This window comes from Pseudomonas parakoreensis (assembly GCF_021602155.1).
Classification (GTDB): domain Bacteria; phylum Pseudomonadota; class Gammaproteobacteria; order Pseudomonadales; family Pseudomonadaceae; genus Aquipseudomonas; species Aquipseudomonas parakoreensis.
The window spans coordinates 24840-46042 of sequence record NZ_BQHY01000025.1; the positions used below are offsets into that span (position 1 = coordinate 24840).

Annotated in this window: 30 protein-coding genes; 24 read left to right on the top strand and 6 right to left on the bottom strand. The window is 59.7% G+C overall.

Annotated elements, in window-relative coordinates; translation table 11 throughout:
• The first annotated feature begins 87 nt into the window (after positions 1 to 87).
• From L6D63_RS26205 to recX, 19 genes are all read left to right on the top strand, one after another.
• Positions 88 to 597, top strand: a complete 510-nt coding sequence (locus L6D63_RS26205; RefSeq protein ID WP_131671871.1) for a phage baseplate assembly protein V — start codon at positions 88 to 90, stop codon at positions 595 to 597.
• Entirely contained in the window at positions 597 to 995 is a 399-nt protein-coding gene (locus tag L6D63_RS26210) for a phage GP46 family protein (RefSeq protein WP_131671888.1), read from the top strand. The genes L6D63_RS26205 and L6D63_RS26210 overlap by 1 nt, the downstream gene beginning before the upstream one ends.
• Complete coding sequence (locus L6D63_RS26215; protein WP_131671870.1) at positions 985 to 2031, top strand: baseplate J/gp47 family protein; 1047 nt, start codon at positions 985 to 987, stop codon at positions 2029 to 2031. The genes L6D63_RS26210 and L6D63_RS26215 overlap by 11 nt, the downstream gene beginning before the upstream one ends.
• Positions 2019 to 2618, top strand: coding sequence for a YmfQ family protein (locus tag L6D63_RS26220; protein WP_108181847.1), 600 nt, complete (start codon positions 2019 to 2021; stop codon positions 2616 to 2618). The genes L6D63_RS26215 and L6D63_RS26220 overlap by 13 nt, the downstream gene beginning before the upstream one ends.
• A gap of 14 nt (positions 2619 to 2632) precedes the next feature.
• A complete protein-coding gene (locus L6D63_RS26225) occupies positions 2633 to 3511 on the top strand; it encodes a gp53-like domain-containing protein (RefSeq protein ID WP_047291972.1) in 879 nt (292 codons plus the stop codon).
• Positions 3512 to 3528: 17 nt separating this feature from the next.
• Positions 3529 to 3948 carry a tail fiber assembly protein gene (locus L6D63_RS26230; protein WP_131671869.1) on the top strand — a complete coding sequence of 140 codons (420 nt, stop codon included), beginning with the start codon at positions 3529 to 3531 and terminating at the stop codon, positions 3946 to 3948.
• A gap of 71 nt (positions 3949 to 4019) precedes the next feature.
• Entirely contained in the window at positions 4020 to 5171 is a 1152-nt protein-coding gene (locus L6D63_RS26235; RefSeq protein ID WP_131671868.1) for a phage tail protein, read from the top strand.
• A complete protein-coding gene (locus L6D63_RS26240) occupies positions 5168 to 5683 on the top strand; it encodes a hypothetical protein (protein ID WP_047291976.1) in 516 nt (171 codons plus the stop codon). The genes L6D63_RS26235 and L6D63_RS26240 overlap by 4 nt, the downstream gene beginning before the upstream one ends.
• Before the next feature lie 137 nt (positions 5684 to 5820).
• Entirely contained in the window at positions 5821 to 6915 is a 1095-nt protein-coding gene (locus L6D63_RS26245; RefSeq protein WP_131671867.1) for a phage tail protein, read from the top strand.
• Positions 6916 to 6923: 8 nt separating this feature from the next.
• On the top strand, positions 6924 to 7490 hold the full coding sequence (locus L6D63_RS26250) for a tail fiber assembly protein (RefSeq protein ID WP_047291978.1): 567 nt from the start codon (positions 6924 to 6926) through the stop codon (positions 7488 to 7490).
• A 22-nt stretch (positions 7491 to 7512) separates the two neighbouring features.
• On the top strand, positions 7513 to 8409 hold the full coding sequence (locus L6D63_RS26255; protein ID WP_131671866.1) for a gp53-like domain-containing protein: 897 nt from the start codon (positions 7513 to 7515) through the stop codon (positions 8407 to 8409).
• Positions 8410 to 8856 carry a tail fiber assembly protein gene (locus tag L6D63_RS26260; protein ID WP_047291980.1) on the top strand — a complete coding sequence of 149 codons (447 nt, stop codon included), beginning with the start codon at positions 8410 to 8412 and terminating at the stop codon, positions 8854 to 8856. It abuts the gene before it with no gap.
• Positions 8857 to 8874: 18 nt separating this feature from the next.
• Positions 8875 to 10035, top strand: a complete 1161-nt coding sequence (locus L6D63_RS26265) for a glycine-rich domain-containing protein (protein ID WP_121184065.1) — start codon at positions 8875 to 8877, stop codon at positions 10033 to 10035.
• Positions 10035 to 10289, top strand: coding sequence for a hypothetical protein (locus L6D63_RS26270; RefSeq protein WP_121184067.1), 255 nt, complete (start codon positions 10035 to 10037; stop codon positions 10287 to 10289). The genes L6D63_RS26265 and L6D63_RS26270 overlap by 1 nt, the downstream gene beginning before the upstream one ends.
• A 33-nt stretch (positions 10290 to 10322) precedes the next feature.
• A complete protein-coding gene (locus L6D63_RS26275) occupies positions 10323 to 10889 on the top strand; it encodes a glycoside hydrolase family 19 protein (protein WP_047291983.1) in 567 nt (188 codons plus the stop codon).
• Positions 10868 to 11386 carry a lysis system spanin subunit gene (locus L6D63_RS26280; RefSeq protein WP_131671865.1) on the top strand — a complete coding sequence of 173 codons (519 nt, stop codon included), beginning with the start codon at positions 10868 to 10870 and terminating at the stop codon, positions 11384 to 11386. Before L6D63_RS26275 ends, L6D63_RS26280 begins: the two co-directional genes overlap by 22 nt.
• Positions 11387 to 11454: 68 nt before the next feature.
• Complete coding sequence (locus L6D63_RS26285; RefSeq protein ID WP_047291987.1) at positions 11455 to 11955, top strand: CinA family protein; 501 nt, start codon at positions 11455 to 11457, stop codon at positions 11953 to 11955.
• Between the two features lie 83 nt (positions 11956 to 12038).
• Positions 12039 to 13097 (top strand): recombinase RecA, encoded by a 1059-nt coding sequence (gene recA / locus L6D63_RS26290; RefSeq protein ID WP_003222269.1) that lies wholly within the window; start codon positions 12039 to 12041, stop codon positions 13095 to 13097.
• Between the two features lie 8 nt (positions 13098 to 13105).
• Positions 13106 to 13576, top strand: coding sequence for a recombination regulator RecX (gene recX / locus L6D63_RS26295; protein ID WP_003222270.1), 471 nt, complete (start codon positions 13106 to 13108; stop codon positions 13574 to 13576).
• Positions 13577 to 13632: 56 nt separating this feature from the next.
• On the opposite strand, the gene L6D63_RS26300 is transcribed toward recX, so the two are convergent.
• Entirely contained in the window at positions 13633 to 14751 is a 1119-nt protein-coding gene (locus L6D63_RS26300) for an LOG family protein (protein ID WP_047291990.1), read from the bottom strand.
• Between the two features lie 358 nt (positions 14752 to 15109).
• Here L6D63_RS26300 and L6D63_RS26305 point away from each other — a divergent pair, with 358 nt between their 5' ends.
• Entirely contained in the window at positions 15110 to 15304 is a 195-nt protein-coding gene (locus tag L6D63_RS26305; protein WP_041072222.1) for a hypothetical protein, read from the top strand.
• On the opposite strand, the gene L6D63_RS26310 is transcribed toward L6D63_RS26305, so the two are convergent.
• Positions 15305 to 15730 (bottom strand): PA3611 family quorum-sensing-regulated virulence factor, encoded by a 426-nt coding sequence (locus L6D63_RS26310; protein ID WP_041072220.1) that lies wholly within the window; start codon positions 15728 to 15730, stop codon positions 15305 to 15307. It lies immediately after the preceding gene.
• A 189-nt stretch (positions 15731 to 15919) separates the two neighbouring features.
• On the opposite strand from L6D63_RS26310, the gene L6D63_RS26315 reads away from it, so the two are divergent.
• The gene (locus L6D63_RS26315; protein ID WP_047292042.1) at positions 15920 to 16666 is read left to right on the top strand and encodes a tRNA-uridine aminocarboxypropyltransferase; all 747 of its coding nucleotides are present in this window, start codon (positions 15920 to 15922) and stop codon (positions 16664 to 16666) included.
• Positions 16667 to 16738: 72 nt separating this feature from the next.
• Here the strand turns inward: L6D63_RS26315 and L6D63_RS26320 are convergent, their stop codons facing one another.
• Positions 16739 to 16897 (bottom strand): hypothetical protein, encoded by a 159-nt coding sequence (locus L6D63_RS26320; protein WP_155416796.1) that lies wholly within the window; start codon positions 16895 to 16897, stop codon positions 16739 to 16741.
• Here L6D63_RS26320 and erdR point away from each other — a divergent pair.
• Positions 16890 to 17540 carry a response regulator transcription factor ErdR gene (gene erdR, locus L6D63_RS26325; RefSeq protein WP_041072218.1) on the top strand — a complete coding sequence of 217 codons (651 nt, stop codon included), beginning with the start codon at positions 16890 to 16892 and terminating at the stop codon, positions 17538 to 17540. The two genes, L6D63_RS26320 and erdR, sit on opposite strands and share 8 nt — an antisense overlap.
• 74 nt (positions 17541 to 17614) lie before the next feature.
• The gene (locus tag L6D63_RS26330) at positions 17615 to 17977 is read left to right on the top strand and encodes a diacylglycerol kinase (protein WP_042607041.1); all 363 of its coding nucleotides are present in this window, start codon (positions 17615 to 17617) and stop codon (positions 17975 to 17977) included.
• Here the strand turns inward: L6D63_RS26330 and L6D63_RS26335 are convergent.
• Positions 17974 to 18900 (bottom strand): LysR family transcriptional regulator, encoded by a 927-nt coding sequence (locus L6D63_RS26335; protein ID WP_007964377.1) that lies wholly within the window; start codon positions 18898 to 18900, stop codon positions 17974 to 17976. The two genes, L6D63_RS26330 and L6D63_RS26335, sit on opposite strands and share 4 nt — an antisense overlap.
• 133 nt (positions 18901 to 19033) lie before the next feature.
• Here L6D63_RS26335 and fpr point away from each other — a divergent pair, with 133 nt between their 5' ends.
• Positions 19034 to 19813, top strand: a complete 780-nt coding sequence (gene fpr / locus L6D63_RS26340; RefSeq protein WP_003222277.1) for a ferredoxin-NADP reductase — start codon at positions 19034 to 19036, stop codon at positions 19811 to 19813.
• Between the two features lie 180 nt (positions 19814 to 19993).
• Here the strand turns inward: fpr and tsaA are convergent, their stop codons facing one another.
• Together tsaA and L6D63_RS26350 are read right to left on the bottom strand one after the other, a co-directional pair.
• Complete coding sequence (tsaA, locus tag L6D63_RS26345) at positions 19994 to 20692, bottom strand: tRNA (N6-threonylcarbamoyladenosine(37)-N6)-methyltransferase TrmO (protein ID WP_131671864.1); 699 nt, start codon at positions 20690 to 20692, stop codon at positions 19994 to 19996.
• Positions 20693 to 20701: 9 nt separating this feature from the next.
• Positions 20702 to 21169: a YehS family protein gene (locus tag L6D63_RS26350; protein WP_131671863.1), complete on the bottom strand. Its 468-nt coding sequence runs from the start codon at positions 21167 to 21169 to the stop codon at positions 20702 to 20704.
• Between the last annotated feature and the right edge of the window lie 34 nt (positions 21170 to 21203).

The following is a 21203-nucleotide window of genomic DNA, read 5'->3' on the forward strand; positions in this document are numbered from 1 at the left end:
GCAAACACTTCTTTGCCTGACACGCCGCCATCGCGGGCAAGCCCGCTCCCACAGGTTTTGTGTTGGCAAAGTATCGAGGATCAATTCATGAGCCTACTGACACGCCTGCTGGCGCGCGGCACTGTCGTGCTCGCCAACTCGGCTTCCAAGCTGCAATCGCTGCAAATGCGCCTCACCGCCGGTGAAGTGAACGACGACCTGGAGCATTTCGAACCGTACGGTTTCACCAGCAACCCGCTGGCCGGCGCCGAAGGCATCGTCACTTTTCTCGGCGGCGACCGTTCCCACGCCATCGCCCTGGTGGTCGCCGATCGCCGTTATCGCCTGCAGTCGCTGGCCTCGGGCGAAGTGGCGATCTACACCGACGAAGGCGACAAAATTCACTTCAAGCGCGGGCGGATCATCGACATCGAAACCGCCACCCTGAACATCCGTGCCAGCCGCGCGGTGAACGTCGACACGCCGGTGATCAACCAGACCGGCAAGATCGTTTCCACCGGCGATCAACTCGCCGGTGGCATCAGCCAGATCAAACACGTGCACGTCGGCGTGCAGGCCGGCAGCGGCCAGACCGGTGCGCCGGCAGGAGGCCAATGATGTTTATAAGCCAGAACCTCCACGCCGCACTGACCCGCGCCGTGCTCATCAGCCTGTTCACCTGGCGCCGCGCCGCCGATGACGACGCCCTCGACGACGATGAGCGCTTCGGCTGGTGGGGCGACAGCTTTCCCAGCGTCGCCGACGACCGCATCGGTTCGCGACTGTGGCTTTTGCGTCGGGTCAAGCTGACCCGACAGACCCAGATGGACGCCGAGTTCTATGCCCGCGAAGCCCTGCAATGGCTGATCGACGACGGCCACTGCAGCGCCATCGACATCATCAGCGAACGCCTCGACGCCCAGCGCCTGAACCTGCGCACGGTCCTGACCCTGGCCGACGGCGAACGTCTGGACATCAACCCCGATAACAGTTGGCAGGTGATCTATGCCGTTTGAAACCCCTTCGCTGCCGGTGCTGATCAAGCGCACCCAAAGCGACCTGGCCGGCGATTCGCTGCGCCAGTCCGATGCGCAAGTGCTGGCCCGCACCCTCGGTGGCGCGGCTTATGGTCTGTACGGTTATCTCGACTGGATTGCCGAGCAGATCCTGCCGGACAAGGCCGACGAATCGACCCTGGAACGCATTGCCGCACTGCGTTTGAACCAGCCACGCAAACCGGCGCAAGTCGCCACCGGCAGCGTCAGTTTTACCGCCACTGCCGGCGCGGTGCTCGACGTTGACACGCTGCTGCAAGCAAGCGATGGCCGTACCTACAAAGTCACCGCCGCGCGCACTACCGTCAGTGGCGGCAACACCACCACGATTGCTGCACTCGACGCTGGCAGCCTGGGCAATGCCGACGCCGGTCTGGCGCTGAACCCGGTGCAGCCGATCGCCGGCGTGGTCGGCAACAGTTTTGTGGTGCTCGCACCCGGCCTCAGTGGTGGCGTGGCGCGAGAAAGCCTGGAGTCGTTGCGCTCGCGGGTGATCCGCTCTTATCGCGTGATCCCCCACGGCGGTTCGGCGAGCGATTACGAGACCTGGGCGCTGGAAGTGCCGGGTGTGACGCGGGCCTGGTGCCGTGGCGGCCTGCTCGGGCCAGGCACAGTGACGGTGTTCATCATGCGTGATGAAGACCCGCAACCGGTGCCCAACGATGAACAACTGGCGGAGGTTCAGGCGTACATCGAACCGCTGCGTCCGGTGACCGCGGAAGTGCATGTGCAGCGGCCGATTCAGGTACCGGTGGTGTACCGTTTCAAGAGCGTCAATCCGGACACCACCGCTGTGCGCGCCGCCGTGGAAGCGCAGCTGCGCGACTTGCACAACCGCGAGGCCGACCTCGGTGTGGCGCTGCTGATCAGCCATATCCGCGAAGCCATCAGCAGCGCCGGCGGTGAGTACGATCACACGCTGACCGAACCGGCCGCTGACGTGCCTGCCGGGCAAAGCGAGCTGCTCACCTTCGGAGGTTGCGTATGGGGGGCATAAGAACCGCCGCGCAATACCAGGCGCAACTACGCGCCTTGCTGCCGAGCGGCCCAGCATGGGATCCGGAACGCGTCCCGGAACTCGAGGACGTGCTGCAAGGCGTCGCCGTCGAGCTGGCCCGTCTCGATGCCCGTGCCGCCGACCTGCTCAACGAGATGGACCCGGCAGGCGTCAGCGAACTGGTGCCGGACTGGGAGCGAGTGATGGAGCTGCCCGACCCGTGCCTGGGCGCTACACCGCTGTTCGACGACCGCCGCCTCGCCGTACGCCGCCGCTTGCTCGCGGTCGGCAGCCAGGCCGTCGGTTACTACCTCGACATCGCCAAAAGCCAGGGCTACCCCAACGCCAGCATCACCGAACACGAAGCCCCACGCATGGGCCGCTCGCGTTTTGGCGCAGCGCACTGGGGGACCTGGGAAGCGCAGTTCATGTGGACCCTCAACACCGGCGGCCGCCTGCTGCTCGGTCGGCGCTACGGCGCGAGCTACTGGGGCGAGCGCTTTGGCGTGAACCCGGGCTCGGCGCTGGAGTGCCTGATCCACCGCAGTGCGCCGGCGCATACCAAGGTGCACATCAATTATGACTAGGGAGGAATGAGGGGATGGATTATCCGAAGAGCATGCCCGGTGTCGGTTTGGTCAACAGTCGTTTTGTCGATGAGAACCCGATCACCGGAACCCCCGGATCGTTGATTCCTGCGGAGTGGGGCAACGCCCTGACCGAAGAGGTTTTGACGGTTATCAAGGCTGCCGGGATTGAACCCACCGAGGGGCTCAACACGCAGTTACTCGAGGCGCTGCGTGGCAAGAAACTGTATGAAACGCCACCGCAGTTCGATGTCAGTCAGAAGGTTGCGACGACAGAATTTGTTCAGCGCGCGCTGGGCAGTCTGGCAGGGCAGACCAACTATGCAGGGGATGTCACGCTGACGGCTGCTGATGTTGGCAAGCTTTCAGTCTTCACTGGCCCATGTACGGTGACTCTGCCTGATTGGTCCAGTGTTTCTCCTGGTGGACTGGTCAGGATTCTGAGCAGCACCGGTAGTTTGACGGTAAAGGCTCGTAATGGTGAAAGTCTGAGCACCATCAATGGGGTATCCGCTACGTCCTTGTCATTTGCAGGGGGGTGTTTCGTAACCTTCAGGCGACTGCTATTGGGTGGGGGGTGGGGGCTGGACTCCGGCGATGGCGCGCTCAAATATTCGCCGATGTTTACCGCTTCACTGGGTACGAGCGGGGGCTACCAACGTCTTCCAAGCGGCCTGATTTTGCAATGGGGCCTTGCCACCGGTGGTGCATTGAGTGAAACCATCACCTACCCGATTGCCTTTCCGAACTCGGTACTTTTTCTGTCTGGCAGTGATATCTCACCGGGATTCGCGGATATACGTTTTTCTTTTTACAGACTCTCGCTCAGCCAGTTCCAGCGCTTCTCCAATATCGATCCTGGTGGCTGGAACTGGTTCGCCATGGGCTTTTGAAATCGGAGGTGAACACCATGAAATACATTGATTTCGATGCCCAGGGCGAACTTCTTGGGCGATACGACTCGGCTATTCACCTGCAGATTCCTGTCAGCGCGGTGGAAATCTCAGAAGAACTGTTCCTGCGCACGATTGATGAGCGCGACGGCATCTGGCGATATACCGACGGCAAGGTCACCAAACATTCTTTGCCGAACGCTTCGCAAGTGGTTGATGGCGAGCGAAGAGCTGCCGCCTTGGCGCGCCGTGATGAGCTGTTGGCCGAAGCCGATCAGCAAACCGTCGGCATGGCGGACGCCTACATCGCGGGCCTGCTCGATGCAGACGATATGCAGCGATTCAAGGCATTCGCGACCTACAAACTGGCGCTGAACAAGATCGACAAGCAGCCGGGCTATCCGCAAAACGTGGTCTGGCCTGTGCTGCCCGCCTGAGAACTGTTCCGGTCGGAAGCCTGAAAACCTGTCTAAAAAATCCATCACTCTGAATAACGGGAGGTCCGTCCGTGGACTATCCAAAAAGTGTGCCCAGCGCCGGTCTGGTGAATGGCAAGTTTATTGATGAAAACCCGCTGACCGGGACGCCGGGGTCGCTGATTCCTGCTGATTGGGGCAACGGGGTCACGCAGGAAATTCTCAACGTGATCAAGGCTGGGGATCTGACTCCGGACGAGAAGAAATACGACCAGTTGTTGCAGGCGATTCAGAGCGTTTCGGCCAAGGGCTGGAATCTGGATTCGGCGCTACCGATCGGTGCTCTCCCGACCGCGACAGTGGCGACGCCGGACGGTCGTCTGGCGATCACGCCGGCGGCGGTTTCGACGGGTGGTGGTCGGGTATCAATTCCGGCTGGAGTGCTGATCAGCCTTGGTCAGGAGGTGGTGGCCGGGCAGTTGGGGCGTGCGCGTACGTTCACCACCCAGGTGTGGAGCAGTCCCGATTTGCTGCCAAGTACCGGCTACTTTCTCCGGGCGCAGGTGATTGCGGGCGCGCTGACCTTTTACATGCAGCGCGGCACGATTTACGACGCTACGCCAGACGGTTTGAAAGGGACGGTCAATGGTGCGGCGGGCGGTGGTTTCCAGTCGACGCCGCTGGACATCTGTCTGGCCTGGGTCGTTACGGCGGGACCCGGGTCTATACCCATTGTCAGGGCGATCTACAACCGTAACCGCTTGTCGTGGACGCAGACCGTCAATGGCAATGGCGTGGTTTACCTGCCACTTGATCCGCATGCCCGAGCGGCACGGTTGGTGGTGGGTAACCCGACGCCGCATCCCACCGGGATTACCAGCGTGAACTTCGCGCCGACGGGTTGGCTTGGAGGCAATTACTGCTACCTCAACCCGACTGTCGGGACGTCCAACAACTGGGATGGCTGGGCAACAGCGGGCGGCGCCGTACTGATTTTTTCCAGCAATGTGGTCAGCGACACAACCGTTTCGACCTTGACTGCCAGCTTCGATCACAACGAATTGCGCTCGCTGTGGCAGTCGTATCAGGCCGAACACACGTTGGGCGCAAGTAATGCCGCCAGTGACGAATTATTGTTCAGCATGGGGCTCAAGAGTGTTGGCCCGGCCGATTACGCAAATGGCATTGCGGTCAATTTCGCCGCCGCCGTGAACGTGAACTTTTCCTGGGAGCTGATCCGATGATCATCATTCAAGAGCTGCATCAGTTCGAGGAAGGCTTGCGTCCAGCACAGCCCTCCAGTGCCCATGTCTGGGATGGAGAAACGTGGCAGTTGAACGCTTCCAGAGTCGCCGAGCTGGAGCTTCACGAAGCCGAGCAATGGTGTTCCAAGGTCGACTCGGCGGCCGACAGTGCTCGCACCGTTTTGGCCGGCGACCCGCTCAAAGCCATGGAGTACGCCCAGGCCGCCGCCGACGCCCAGGCCTATCAGGACGCCGGTTATCCGAAAAAAGAGGTGCCACTTTCGGTTGCTGCTTGGGTAGTCAAAGGTCGAACTGCCAAACAGGCTGCCGAACAGATTCTGAGCAAGGCCGATCAGCTTACCGATCACTTGTTGGCCCTGCGCACTTTGCGTCTGAAGGCCAAACAGCAGATCCGTGCGCACGCGGCCAAAGGCAATCCCGATCTGGCGCGAAGAGCGAGCGATGACGCGTTGGCGGCGATTCGCGAACTGGTCAGCAGCCAGAATCTCTAGTCGCAACGCCTTCGTTCTGCATCACCCAAGCCCACTTCGATGTGGGCTTTTTATTTTCAGAAAACAGACCGCCGCTGGCTCGTACTCGCGATCGCCACGACGCGGTTCATTTGTTATTTCAGAGGAACGAAAAACCTATGGATTATCCAAAAAGCGTCCCCAGCGTCGGCCTGGTCGATGGCCGCTTCGTCGATGAAAACCCGGTGGCAGGCACACCGGGTTCGTTGATTCCGGCGGTGTGGGGCAACAGCGTGACTCAGGAAATTCTGAGTGTGATTAACGGTGGCGGGTTGGTGGCTGCTGAAGCCGATACCGGGCAGTTGTACAAGGCGATTCAGTCGATCATTGGCAGAGCCAGCCCGATGCGTTCGGTCATCACCCGCCTGGCCGCGTCGAAAACCCTGACCGAGGCCGAGCTTGGCCTGGTACTGATCGACGGCAGCCCGGGGCCAGTAACCTTGCTGCTGCCACCGGCCAACGCCGCACTCGGTGTGCGCGATGTGATTGTCCGGCGAGTGGACAACAGCGGCAATCGCATGGTCATCCAGGCGTCAGGTACTGACGGGATTCGTTTTCACACCCATCTGTCGGCCAGCGGTTATCCGTTCTTCGTATTGATGGGCGGCGGTGACTGGTGGCACCTGCGCAGTGATGGGGCGGGGAGTTGGTGGCCGGTCGGGCGCTTTGACAATACGCCGTTGGGGCGGCCGTTTTTCGAGACGACCCTGATGCTCAGTCCCGGCGGATACGGTGCATTGAATGGCACCGTGATGAAACGCACGGAATGGCCGTGGCTGTGGGATCACGCCCAGCAATCGGGAATGCTGGGGACTGAAGCCTTACGCGTGGGCTCCGAGGGGAAATGGACCACGGGTGACGGTGCGACGACCTTTCGTGGTCCCGAAGGGCGAGGGGAATTTCTGCGGGTTCTGGATGAAGGTCGTGGTGTTGATGCCGGGCGGGCGATGGGTACTTTTCAGCCTGGCTCTTTGCACTCGTATGCCCAGGGCGCCAACGGCGGAGGTGCTGTCGGCGCTTATTGGTCGGATAGCCTGACCAACTTTGGCGCAGATACGCGTGAAGAGCCCCAATACGTTACAGGGCTGGTCAATGGCGGCCCGATCTTTCCGGTCAACACCACCTACCAGAGGGATACCGCAGCAGTTTTGCTCTACGCCTTCAAATCCCGCCCGCGCAACATCGCCTATCCCGGCCGCATCAAACTCATCTGAGGCACTTTATGTTCAATTATCTATTTGATGGCTCGGGCGCTCTGTCCGGGCCTGTCGAGTTCATTGTCACGCCCGGCATTGGTGTCCAGCTACCCGGTAATGCTGTTGAGCTGGCGTACGAGTTACCTGAGCCGGAAACCGGTCGTAGCTGGGCACTGATCAACGGTGTACCGCGTGAGGTGATCGATCGTCGAGGCATGGTTTATCGCAAGGACGGCGGTGCGCAACAGATCTGGACCGAGCTGGGTGAGTTGCCGGACACCCTGACCGCGCAACCATGGCCAGGTGAATTCCACATCTGGCGCGACAACGCTTGGGAACTGGATGAGCAAGCTCGTTTGGCGAGCATCAGACAGCAATCGCTCGGCCAGCGCGACGCATTGTTACGTGATGCCGTCCTGCGCATCGCCCCGCTGCAATACGCCGAAGATATCGGCGATGCCAGCGATGACGAACAACTGCTGCTGATCGAGTGGAAGCTTTACAGCGTAGAGCTGAACCGGATCGAAAAACAGGCTGGTTTCCCCGATGAAATCACCTGGCCGGTTGCGCCCGGGTCAGCAGTAAACACCTGACTCACACACAAGGAGAAGTACCGTGGACTACCCAAACAGTGTTCCGAGTGCCGGTCTGGTCAACGGCCGGTTTGTCGATGAAGACCCGATCGCCGGCAAACCGGGGTCGCTGATTCCGGCCAGTTGGGGCAACGGCGTTACCCAAGAGTTGCTGAATGTCATCCAGGCAGCGGGCCTCGCCGCGTCAGAAGCCAAGACCGATCAGCTGCTGACTGCCTTGCGCAGCAACCGATTGTTTGCGACACCACCACAGTTCGATAACAGCCAGAACGTAGCCACCACCGGGTTTGTGAACCGCAGCGGTACGCAATTTTCCGGTTTCACAACCTATGCGACTAGCGCTGCTCTGACAGCGGCTCAAGCGGGGGGAGTAGTAAGTTTCAACAGCAACACGTCGGTCACGGCCACGATGCCGGTCACCACCAGTGTCATAAGCACGAGCACGCTGACCATCCTTAATCTTGGCACTGGTGTACTGACGATCAACCCGGCGCCGAACGACCGTATTGTCAGCAGTAATACGGTGGGGTCGCTGGTACTGGGTATCGGTGACTCCGCGCAGCTTTTCCGCACAGGTAACGACTGGCGCCTTTATGGCGGCTCGGTCAGCGACCGGTTCGCTTCGATTCATTCCGGTGTCTTTGGTGATGCCGGCTATCAGCGGTTTGCGAGCGGCGTTATCGAGCAGTGGGGATCGGCAGTTTCGGATGCCAACGGCGATATCAATGTCGTATTCCCTATCGCTTTCCCCAATGCATTCAGCAACATCGTGGCGACTCATGCCGGGGGCGATAGCGCCATAGTGATTCTGAGTGGCAACCCGGCGGCAAACAAATTCGGGTGCCATTTGAAAATACGCAGCTATCTCGGCACGGTCTCTGCCGGCTGGACTGTCCACTATCAGGTGAAGGGTTATTGAATGAACGTCTACAGTGTTCTCTTCAGCGCCAGCACCCGGGGCGTTTATGTACCGGGTATCCATTTGTCGCACATTCCCGACGACGTTATCGAAATTCCCCAAGCTTATTGGACCTCGCTCCTGCAGCAGTTGTCGGTCTCGGCAAAAGTGATTGGTGTGCGGCCCGATAATGGCTTCCCCATTCTCGTTGACCCGCCGCCGCCTTCATTAGAAGAGGCGGCCGACGCTGAACGTCATTGGCGCACCGCGCAACTCGCCGCCACCGACGGTCTGGTAGCACGTGACCGCGATGAACTCGAGGACGGCGGCGGCACTACATTGACCACCGAGCAATACGCCGAACTGCAAACCTATCGCCGTGAGTTGCGAGACTGGCCGCAAGATTCTTTTTTTCCGTTCACCGAGCACCGGCCGGTAGCGCCGAGGTGGCTGGCTGCTGCGCTGTAATTCATCAGGGAAGTTGAAATGGATTATCCAAAAAGCGTTCCCAGCGTCGGGCTGGTGAACGGCAAGTTCGTCAATGAAGACGCCGTCGCTGGCCTGCCCGGATCGCTGATCCCGGCAACCTGGGGCAACAGCGTTACCGATGAACTGTTGAATGTCGTCAAATCTGCAGGTCTTGAACCCAGCGAAACCGATGCCACACAACTGTTGCAGGCGCTGAAAAAAATCAGTCAGGCCGGTGAAGACAAGCATGCGACTGATATCGGTGCGACCAATCTGTACATGGCCAACTACCTGCCCGCCATCACTACGTTGAAGGACGGTCTGGCGCTGCGCTTCACCGCTGGCAACGCCAACACCGGGGCGAGTACGTTTGCTCCGAATGGCTTGCTGCCCAAGCCGCTGGTGAGCCTGGCGCTGAGTGCGTTGCGGCCTGCCGAGATTGTCGCCGGCAGTGTGTGTTCGGTGGTGTACAGCGCGGCGCTGGACAGTTGGGTACTGGTGTATGCCAGCGGTGCTGGTGCGGCGAGTGGACGGTTATTGGGAGTGAAGACGTTTACCTCGTCTGGCACTTATGTGCCGACGGTGGGGATGAAGAATGTGTTGGTGAAAATTGTCGGCGGAGGTGGCGGGAGTGCAGGGATTGCCGCGACGAATGCCAGTCAGATCACCGTCTCGGGAGGTGGCGCTTCAGGCAGTTATGCCGAGGCCTGGATCCCTTCCTCAAGTGTTGGCGCTAGCCAGATCGTGACAGTGGGCGCAGCAGGTGCTGGGGGCGTAACCGGTGGTAATGCCGGGCCCGGTGGAACGAGTTCAATCGGATCCTTGGTCTCCGCACCAGGTGGTGGCGGCGCACCAAACGTCGGTGTGATTGGACTCGCTGATTTTGGCTTGTTTGTCGGTGGTTTCCCCAGCACTGCGGCCACTGGCGCAAATATTGTCAGCAGCGCAGGGGCTGCGGGCAGTCCCGGAATCAGCGTCAACGGTTCGATTCTTGCCGGGCATGGAGCGCTTTCGCCCTTGGGCGCGGGCGGATTTGGCAGCAGCGTTGCGGCAGCTGTGGCTGCACCCGGCTCGGGTTATGGCTCCGGCGCGGGCGGCATCGCCAATGCTATGAATCAACCGGGCAGACCCGGCGCCACCGGAGCCCGTGGCGTTGTGATCATCTACGAGTACGCCTGATGAAAACCTACGCACGCATCGTCAACAACACTGTGGCCGAACTGTTCTCGACTGACGGCAACATGGCCGAGATGTTTCACCCGGATCTGATCTGGGTCGATATCACCGACATTACTCCGCTACCGCAAATTGACTGGAGCGCCAACTTCGGCACCCTCGGCTGGGTGTTCACAGCCCCCGAAGTCGCGGCACCGAACAACACCCTGACAACTCTGGCAAAAAAATGGCTGGGGGGCGTTGTCCGCCATCCATGATTCAATCGGAGCATCCAGGGAGGATTACGCATCATGCAAATCACTGAAGACAACCTTAAAACCATCATGCCCAACGCCCGCTCCCAAGCGGGCGTTTTTGTTTCTGCACTGAATAACGCAATGACTCGCCGCCATATCGACTCGCCAAAACGCATCGCCGCGTTTCTCGCGCAAATCGGCCACGAGTCGGGGCAGTTGCAGTACGTGCGCGAACTGGGCAACAACCAGTACCTGAGCAAATACGACACCGGCACGCTGGCCTTGCGTCTGGGGAACACGCCCGAGGCCGACGGCGACGGGCAGAAGTACCGGGGTCGCGGGCTGATCCAGATCACCGGGCGCAGCAACTATCGCCAGTGCAGCCTCGGCCTGTTCGGCGATGAGCGTCTGCTGTCCTTGCCTGAATTGCTTGAGCAACCGCAATGGGCAGCGGAATCGGCGGCATGGTTCTGGGAACAGAACGGCCTGAACGATCTGGCCGACCGCGACCAGTTCAACAGCATCACCCGGCGGATCAACGGCGGGTTGAATGGCCTGCAGGATCGGCTCGACATCTGGGCGCGGGCGAGGGCGGTGCTATGTCCATCTCCTGGCGCCTGATCGGCATTTTGCTGCTGGCTGCGGTGGCCGCTGCGCTGGCCTGGCAGTTTCAGGACTGGCGCTACGGTCGACAACTCGCGGAGCAGGCGCGGTTAAACGCCGACACCCTCAATCAGCTGAATGTGGCCGCAGCCACCGCGCAGCAGATCGAGCAGGATAAACGTCTGGCCCTTGAGCAACGCCTGGCGGCCAGTGAACAAACCCACTATCGAGCCATGAGCGATGCCCAACGTGATCAAGATCGCCTGCGCGATCGTCTTGCCACTGCTGATCTGCGCCTGTCAGTCCTCATCGACGCCGGCGATGCTGCCCAAGGCTGCGGGGTGCCAGCCACCGCCGGCGCCGGCGGCGTGGATCATGCAGCCGTACGCGCCCGACTTGACCCGGCGCATGCTCAACGAATTATCGCCATCACCGACGCCGGCGACCGCGGACTGATTGCCCTGCAGGCCTGTCAGGCCTATGTCAGAGCTCTGGCGCCCGAACATTTTGAATGAGTCTGTGTATTGAAAGCGCAACCGGGTCGTGTACGGTGGTAGTCATTCCACCCGATCCGGAGCGCACCGTGAAAGAGATCACTCAACTGGCTGCCGAGCTTGGCCGACGTTTGCAGTTGCTCAACGCCCACGTCACCACGGCCGAGTCGTGTACCGGTGGCGGGATTGCTGAGGCGATCACGCGGATTCCCGGGAGTTCGGCGTGGTTCGAGGCCGGGTACGTGACCTACTCCAACCGGCAGAAGACCCGGCAACTGAATGTGCCCGCCGACTTGTTCGGTACGGTGGGTGCGGTCAGTCGCGAAGTCGTCGAGTCGATGGTGCGTGGTGCGCAGAAGCACAGCCTGGCGCGGTTTGCCGTCGCCGTCAGCGGCGTGGCCGGGCCCGATGGCGGTACACCGAACAAACCGGTGGGCACGGTGTGGCTGGCCTGGGGCGTGGGCGATGCGATTTCCAGCGAGGTTCAGCACTTCCCCGGCGGCCGCGACGAAGTGCGCCGACAAACGGTGAAGGCCGCGCTAGAGGGGCTGTTGCGACTAGCGGCACGAGAAATCGAAAATCAGGGGTAGGCGATCCGCGAACGCTGTGGAATAATACTGGCTACTTATACAGGTGTTGGCCGTCAGGCCTTATTGATTACGTGAGGACTTTAATGGACGACAACAAGAAGAAAGCCTTGGCTGCGGCCCTGGGTCAGATCGAACGTCAATTCGGCAAGGGTGCCGTAATGCGTATGGGCGATCAGGACCGTCAGGCGATCCCGGCCATCTCCACCGGCTCTCTGGGTCTGGACATCGCACTCGGCATCGGCGGTCTGCCAAAAGGCCGTATTGTTGAAATCTACGGTCCTGAATCTTCCGGTAAAACCACACTGACGCTGTCCGTGATCGCCCAGGCGCAAAAAGCCGGTGCGACCTGCGCCTTCGTCGACGCCGAACACGCCCTCGACCCTGAGTACGCCGGCAAGCTGGGCGTCAACGTCGACGATCTGCTGGTTTCGCAGCCGGACACCGGCGAACAGGCACTGGAAATCACCGACATGCTGGTGCGCTCCAACGCAGTCGACGTGATCATCGTCGACTCCGTGGCGGCACTGGTACCGAAGGCTGAAATCGAAGGCGAAATGGGTGACATGCACGTGGGCCTGCAAGCCCGTCTGATGTCCCAGGCGCTGCGTAAAATCACCGGTAACATCAAGAACGCCAACTGCCTGGTGATCTTCATCAACCAGATCCGCATGAAGATCGGCGTAATGTTCGGCAGCCCGGAAACCACCACCGGTGGTAACGCGCTGAAGTTCTACGCTTCAGTCCGTCTCGACATCCGCCGTACCGGCGCGGTGAAGGAAGGCGACGAAGTGGTCGGCAGCGAAACCCGCGTCAAGGTTGTGAAGAACAAGGTGGCGTCGCCGTTCCGTCAGGCCGAGTTCCAGATCCTTTACGGCAAGGGCATCTACCTTAACGGCGAGATGATCGACCTGGGCGTGCTGCACGGTTTCGTCGAGAAGTCCGGCGCTTGGTATGCCTATGAAGGTACCAAGATCGGTCAGGGCAAGGCCAACTCGGCCAAGTTCCTGGCAGACAACCCGGAAGTCGCTGCCAAGCTCGAGAAGCAGCTGCGTGACAAACTGCTGTCGCCAGCAGTGATTGCGGACTCCAAGGCCTCTGCGGTCAAAGAGACCGAAGATGACCTGGCTGACGCTGATATCTGATCGCAGCGATGACCACCGCTGTACTGGATACCCTCGTCGCGGTGCGGCGAACCGCCATGGACCTGCTTGCTCGACGCGAGCACGGTCGAGTTGAGCTGACGCGTAAACTGCGTCAGCGCGGCGCTGAGGCGGAAATGATCGAAACAGCACTCGACCGGTTGACGGAAGAGGGACTGCTTTCTGAAGCCCGTTACCTTGAAAGCTTTGTTTCCTACCGTGCCCGCTCCGGTTATGGCCCCTTGCGCATTCGCGAAGAGCTGGGGCAGCGTGGTTTGCAACGCGCCGACATCGAACTTGCCCTGCGTGAAAGCGGTATCGACTGGCAGGAGCAGCTTCGCGAGACGTGGCAACGCAAGTTCTCCGGACACTTGCCGATCGATGCCAAGGAACGCGCCAAGCAAGGTCGATTCCTCGCCTATCGGGGCTTTTCGATGGAGATGATCAACCGCTTGTTCAGCGGCAGAGGGATGGACGACTAAGTCGGTTTAAATAGAAACGGCCTGCTATGAAAATAGCGGGCCGTTTTTTTTTGCCTTCAAATAACCTTCGAGGGTTCTCGCGTGCGTTGTGTGGTCTGCGGTTTGCTGTGGGCCCAATTCTCCGGAAGGTTGATGTAATCCACCAGTTCCCTGAGTCGGCCGTGGTCCCGGGCGTTGAAGGCGAACGCCAGCCGCACCAGATGGCTGTACTGCGCTTCGTCGTGTTCTTCACCGCTGTAGGCGTGTTGATGGAACTGGTCGCTCAGACACAGATCGGCGAAAGCCGTCTGCATATGCGCCAATGCCTGGTCGCTGAGCTTGTGGTGCATACGAATAACGAACTGACGCTTGAGCCAGCGGCTGGAGTGGAAGTTGCTATAGAACTGGTTGATTTGCTGCACCGCCTCATCGACGTTATAGACCAGTCGCATCAGTTTCAGGTCGGTGGGCAGGATGTAGCGGTTTTCTTCAAGTTGCTGGCGAATGAAATCCAGTGCTCCCCGCCAGAACGTTCCACCCGGTGTATCCAGCAATACCACAGGCACCAGAGGACTTTTGCCGGTCTGGATCAATGTCAGGACTTCCAGTGCTTCGTCCAGTGTGCCAAACCCGCCAGGGCACAGCACCAGCGCATCGGCTTCCTTGACGAAGAACAGTTTGCGGGTGAAGAAGAAGTGGAACGGCAGCAGGTTGCCTGTGCCGTCCACAGTCGGATTGGCATGCTGTTCGAAAGGCAGGGTGATATTGAATCCGAGGCTGTGGTCACGTCCGGCACCTTCGTGCGCGGCGGCCATGATTCCGCCACCAGCGCCGGTGATGACCATCATGTCTGAACGTGTCAGGGCCGCGCCGAGTTCCCGGGCCATTGCATACAGAGGATGCTCGACCGGCGTGCGTGCCGAGCCGAACACGGTGACCTTGCGTCGCCCCTTGAATTGTTCCAGCACCCGGAACGCCTGCTCCAGTTCACGCAGGGCCTGCAGGGTGATCTTGGCGTTCCAGCGGTTGTGATCTTCCTGGGCCATGCGCAGCACGGTCAGGATCATGTCGCGATAGATCGGCAGGTTCGGGCTGTTGGGAGAAACCTGGTTGAGTTGTTCTTCGACCTTGTTGATGAGGTCGGGAAGTTGTTCCTGAAAATGCAGGCTGAGCAGGTCATTCGGTTGGTAAGGCATTCAACGTCTCCTTCTGCACAGAGCTTGTGGCCCTGACGTGCGGCGTCAGTGCCGCGCTGCAAAAAAACACACATTCGGCAGCTCCTTGTCCTGCCGTGAACAGATGATCGGGAATACTTTGAATCTAGACCCTCGCGAGCCATTGCGCTGAGTTGATCATTACGCCGAGCAGTATTTTCTGGCAGGTCTTGGGTATCGATTGGCAAAGAATGTTCACCGCTCGTCCGAACGTACGCCGTAGAGCAATCGCTCTGATTTACTAACTTACAGGCACTGTACGACAGCTTGGAGTCAGCCGACGTACGCAGGGTGCGCGCTTTTCAGGGATTCGCGGGTAGCAGGCAAGGAGGCGGGATAGATGGCCAGAGTGGTTCTGGAAATCGATACGCAGCTGTATCGGATGTTGAAAGCGTCAGCCGAGGCCAATCAAGTCAGTCTCGAAGAGGAGTGCTGCCGACGTCTGGCGGGTGGTGAACGGCGTTCACGCTATTTACAGGCCCTGGTGGCCGAATTGCGCGCCGAGGATGAACAGCGGCGCGCCAATACCCGGTGATTACTTCTTCTTCGCCGGGGCCGCTTTCGGGCAATCGGAATCCTGATAGCTGGCCGAGCCGATGGCTTTGTTGGTTTTATATTCAGTGAAGTCGTAACGCATGACCGCGCCTTTGGCCATCAGCTTGCGGTACGACGGGTTATTGCACACCGAAGCACCCAGCTGGAAATACACCGCTTTTGGATCAGCGCGCATCTTTTCGGCGTGGCTGGCCTGCACGCTCAGGTGGTTGATCAGGGTGATGCCTTCAACGGTGTAGCCCTGATCGAGAATGTCTTCGTTGATCGCCCGTGGCGTACCGACGCTGCTTTGTTCGGCGATGTTGCGCAGTTCTTTGTTCAGATTCTGCTCTTTCAACGACGCTGCTTGTGCGCTGAAGGACAACGCCAGCGCGATGGCGGCGGTGGGAACGATAAGGCGCAGCATGAAACTCTCCTGATTCAGTGACTGGTGGTTCGACCAGCCCTGTGGCTGTGCGTTCAGTGGCGCAGGATTATAGGGGAGCCGGTCGGGACGGTACAGGTTTGCGCTCGCCGCTCTGGTAAACTGCCGGCCTTTATTACCTTGCCGAGTGCTGTGCGTGTCGAGTTTTCCTGCTGTGGTGCGTTGCCTGTGATCAAACATGCCCCCAACGCTGTAGCCCGTTTGCGCGACCAGCGCGAGGACGAGGGCATCAAGCCGATTCAGGCCCGAGGTTTTCGCTCCGAACGTTGCCGCGACTGCCGGGTGATCATTAGCCATTGCCTGTGCGCCTGGCGACCAACGGTCGAGTCCCGTTCCGGCGTGTGCCTGATCATGACCGGCAAGGAAGTGTTCAAACCGAGCAACACCGGCTGGCTGATTGCCGATGTGGTGCGCGACAACCACGCGTTCATCTGGTCGCGCACCGAGCCTGACCCGCAGATGCTCGCGCTGCTCAACGACCCGCAATGGCAGCCGTACCTGGTATTTCCTGGCGAATACGTAGAACCGTCACGGGTGACCAACACCGTCGCCGTCGATTGCAGCAAGCGTCCGCTGTTCATTTTGCTGGATGCAACCTGGACCGAGGCGCGCAAGATCTTCCGCAAGAGTCCGTATTTCGATCGCTTGCCGATTCTCAGCCTGTTGCCCGACAGACTCTCGCGTTATCGCCTGCGTCGCTCCACCCGTAGCGAACACCTGTGCACTGCCGAAGTTGCGGCGTTGTGCCTCGAATTGGCGGGGGACAGCGATGCGGCTTCGGCACTGGACGCGTATTTCGATGTGTTCAGCCAGCATTACCTGGGCGCCAAACAACAGCTGGACATGAACGAGTCGACCCCGGCCCACGCCGAGTTGCTGCCTTATATACGAAAGCCGCAGGCAGTGTTGGCGCCATAGTGGCCCATACTTCACGCAGCGGCGGCGGTGCTGCTTGACCACCCCGGCTTCGCTGGGCATGCTTGGCGCCGATTAGGGTGCGGCCAAGGTTTGAAACGCCGTGTTTGCTTGTGATTGGCGTTGAACGTGCCCCTGTGGATAGCGCTGTGCAGCGCTCTCTTGAGTTGCTTTGGCGAGGCCCGAATGCGTCGGGTCTGCCATCAAAAACAGGATCATTTGAATAATGGCCACATACGACATCCTGATTGCCGATGATCACCCTCTGTTTCGTAGCGCACTGCATCAAGCGGTGACGCTGGGCCTTGGCCCGGATGTACGACTGGTGGAGGTGGCGAGCATCGCCGAGCTGGAAGCGCGCCTGACCGAAAAGTCCGACTGGGATCTGGTCCTGCTGGACCTGAACATGCCCGGCGCTTTCGGCTTTTCCGGTCTGGTCATGCTGCGCGGGCAATATCCGCAGATTCCGGTGGTGATGGTCTCGGCGCAGGAAGAGGCCTCGGTCATGGTCAAGTCCCGCGAGTTCGGTGCCAGTGGCTTTATTCCCAAGTCCAGCGACCTGAGCATGATTCAGCAAGCCGTGCGCAAGGTGCTCGATGGCGATGTGTTCTGGCCACCGCAGGCGTTCGAAGCGGTCAGCGTCTCCGCCGAAGCCAAAGCTGCCAGCGACGGCCTTGCCAGCCTGACTCCGCAACAGTTCCGCGTATTGACCATGGTCTGCGAAGGCCTGCTGAACAAGCAGATTGCCTATGAGCTGAACGTGTCCGAAGCGACCATCAAGGCTCACGTTACGGCGATCTTTCGCAAGTTGAACGTACGCACCCGGACACAGGCGGCATTACTTCTGCAACAACTTGAGTCAATTCCGAGCCAATAAAGGCTGGCGTCTTCACGCTTTTTTGACTTTTGTTGCTCTAGCTTTCCCACTCCTTTCTGGTTGGTTTTTACCTTATGTCACCTTTCAAGGGCCAGACCGGCCTGAAACGCATCCTCAACGCTTCCGGTTATTCGCTGGACGGCCTGCGCGCAGCCTTCACCGGCGAAGCGGCATTTCGCCAACTGGTGCTGCTCAATGTGGTGCTGATTCCGCTGACGTTTTTCCTGAATGTCAGCCGCGTCGAACAGGCAGTGCTGATCGCCGTCTGCCTGCTGGCGCTGATCGTCGAGTTGTTGAACTCGGCAGTAGAAGCGGCGATTGACCGCATTTCCCTGGAACTTCACCCACTGTCCAAGAACGCCAAGGACATGGGCAGCGCCGCGCAATTCGTGGCCCTGAGCATGATTGCCCTGGTGTGGGCGGTGATTCTGCTTTAAGCGATACTTGGCAAGACGATCTCGTCGCTGCGCTGCACCCCGGCGGTGAAAGCGCGGCACAGATCGAGAAACTCGCGCATGGCCGACGTCTGATACTTCTGCTTGTGCCAGATGAAGTAGAACTGCCGCGCCAGATCCAGATCCGGGGTTTCCACCGCCACCAGGCTGCCGCGCCGAAACGCATCGCGCAGCGCCAGCCGCGAAATACAGCCAATCCCCAATCCTGATTCCACCGCGCGTTTGATCGCTTCAGTGTGCTCCAGCTCCAGACGGATATTCAGCGCACTGCGATGGTGACGCATGGCCTGATCGAACGTCAGCCGCGTACCGGAGCCTTGTTCGCGCAGAATCCACGCTTCGTGCGTCAACTCTTCCATGGTCGCGCTGCCGCGTTTGGCCAACGGATGTTGCGGCGCGCAGAACACCACCAGCTCATCTTCGACCCAGCTCTGCACTTCGATGTCCGGGTGGCTGCAGTCACCTTCGATTAGACCCAGATCAATTTCGTAGTGGGCGACTTGATGCACGATATTGGCCGTGTTCTGCACATGCAGCTTTACCTGGCTTTCGGGATGGCGCTGCATGAAGCCGCCGATCAACAGGGTCGCCAGGTAATTGCCGATGGTCAGGGTGGCACCCACCGACAGTGAGCCGAAACCGGATTTGCCGTTGAGCAGGTCTTCGATTTCCTTGGACTGATCAAGCAGGGCCACCGCTTGCGGCAGCAGCTGTTTGCCCAGAGCATTGAGGCTCAGGCGTTTGCCGGCGCGGTCGAACAGCTGGCAGCTGGACTGGCGCTCCAGTTCGGTAATAGAGGTGCTTGCCGCCGATTGCGAGAGGTTGAGCAGACCCGCAGCACGGGATACGCTTTCCTGCTGGGCGACGGCAACGAAGACTTGCAGTTGACGAAGAGTAAATCGCATATCGATATAACCGATAACCCTTATCTTAATAATCCAGTTAACAGATATTGTCGTCGCTATTAGAATGCGTTGCAATTGCGCACTGTCGGCCGCAAAGGCGAGCGCAGACCCAATATCCAGGAGTCCCACGTACATGAGCAACATGAACCACGAGCGTGTCCTCAGTGTTCATCACTGGAACGACACTCTGTTCAGCTTCAAGTGCACCCGCGATCCGGGCCTGCGCTTCGAGAACGGTCAGTTCGTGATGATCGGCCTGCAACAGCCAAATGGCCGCCCGCTTATGCGCGCTTACTCGATCGCCAGCCCGAACTGGGAAGAGCATCTCGAGTTCTTCAGCATCAAGGTGCCTGATGGTCCGCTGACTTCGCAGTTGCAGCACCTGAAGGAAGGCGACGAGATCATCATCTCGAAGAAGCCTACCGGCACCCTGGTACTGGACGACCTGAACCCGGGCAAGCACCTGTATCTGCTGAGCACCGGCACGGGTCTGGCGCCGTTCATGAGCGTGATTCAGGACCCGGAAACCTACGAGCGCTTTGAAAAAGTGATCCTGGTGCACGGCGTGCGCTACGTCAACGAAGTCGCCTATCGCGAGTTCATCACCGAGCACCTGCCGCAGAACGAGTTCTTCGGTGAAGCGCTGCGTGACAAGCTGATCTACTACCCGACCGTGACCCGCGAGCCGTTCGAGAACCAGGGCCGTCTGACCGATCTGATGCGCAGCGGCAAGCTGTTCAGCGACATCGGCCTGCCACCGATCAACCCGCAGGACGACCGTGCGATGATCTGCGGCAGCCCGAGCATGCTCGACGAGACCAGCGAAGTGCTCGACAGCTTCGGCCTGAAGATCTCGGCGCGGATGCGCGAGCCGGGTGATTACTTGATCGAGCGTGCGTTCGTCGAGAAGTAAGCCCCACGAAAAAGCCCCCATTGCCGGCGAAGGCAATGGGGGCTTTTTCATGCCCGAAATATTCCCTTCCTTCCTGCCTGCCACAATCCATGTAGGAGCTGCCGAAGGCTGCGATCGTTTGATCTTAAAAAACAAGATCAAAAGATCGCAGCCTTCGGCAGCTCCTACAAAAGCGATGTCTCAGGTATTGGCCGGGATGACTTCCAGCACGCAAATCTGCTCCGGCGTCGGGTAATGCCAGCGCACGTCCAGATCCCAGAACTGTGCACCGTACTCGCGCTCCGGTGCTGGCGTCTGATACGCCGGACGCGGATCCTGCGCCAGACACTGCTCGATCAACTCGACCAGTGGCTCGCCAAGGCGCTGAGCATGCCCGTGCGCCTGTTGCAGCGCGGCGTCCGTCCACTGCACGTCAATCAGCTGTGGCGCGGCGCTGGCGATGCTGTTGGACGCTTTGGAGATGATATCGGCGTAAGGCACATAGGGTTTGATGTCGAGGATCGGCGTGCCGTCGAGCAGGTCGATGCCCGAGATGAACAGCCGATGCGCCTCGACTCTGTCCAGCTTTACCACCGACTGACCGATGCCATTGGGACGGTGAGTGGCGCGGGTGGCGAATACGCCCATGGACTTGTTGCCACCCAGACGCGGTGGGCGCACTTTCAGGCGCGGTTTTTCTTCCAGCGCCTGATGAAACAGGAACAGCAGCCAGACATGGCTGACCTGCTCCAGACCCTGCACCGCGTCACCCTGATCGAACGGCGCCACCAGCTCCAGCACACCACGAGCGGCGGGGGCCAGTTGTGGCTGGCGCGGGATGGCGAACTTCTCCTTGAAGCAGGAGCGCACAAAGCCAATGGGGGAGACGCTGTAAGTCATGTTGCGTGATCAGCCACGAACGCGCAGGGTCAGGCCCTTGAGGAAATTGCGCAGCAACTGATCGCCGCACGGGCGGTAATTGGTGTGGCCGACTTTGCGGAACAGCGCGCTCAGCTCAGGCTTGGACACCGGGAACTCGGCAGCCTTGAGGATCGCGTGCATGTCGTCTTCCTTCAGTTCGAAAGCCACGCGCAGCTTCTTCAGAATGATGTTGTTGGTCACCGGCACTTCGATCGGCTGTGGCGGACGGCTTTCGTCCTTGCCACGTTTGAAGATCACCAGGCCATCGAGAAAGTGCGCCATGACCTCGTCCGGGCAGCGCACGAAGCCTTCTTCGTCTTCTTCTTTCTTGTCGAGGTACGCGACGACGTCTTTCAGCTCCACGTCCATGCCGCCGAGCTTGATGATCTCGACGACTTTCTTGTCGCTGATGTCGAGCATGTAGCGCACGCTACGCAATATGTCGTTATGAATCATGTGGGTCATCCTGATAATCGTTGTGGGCAACGCG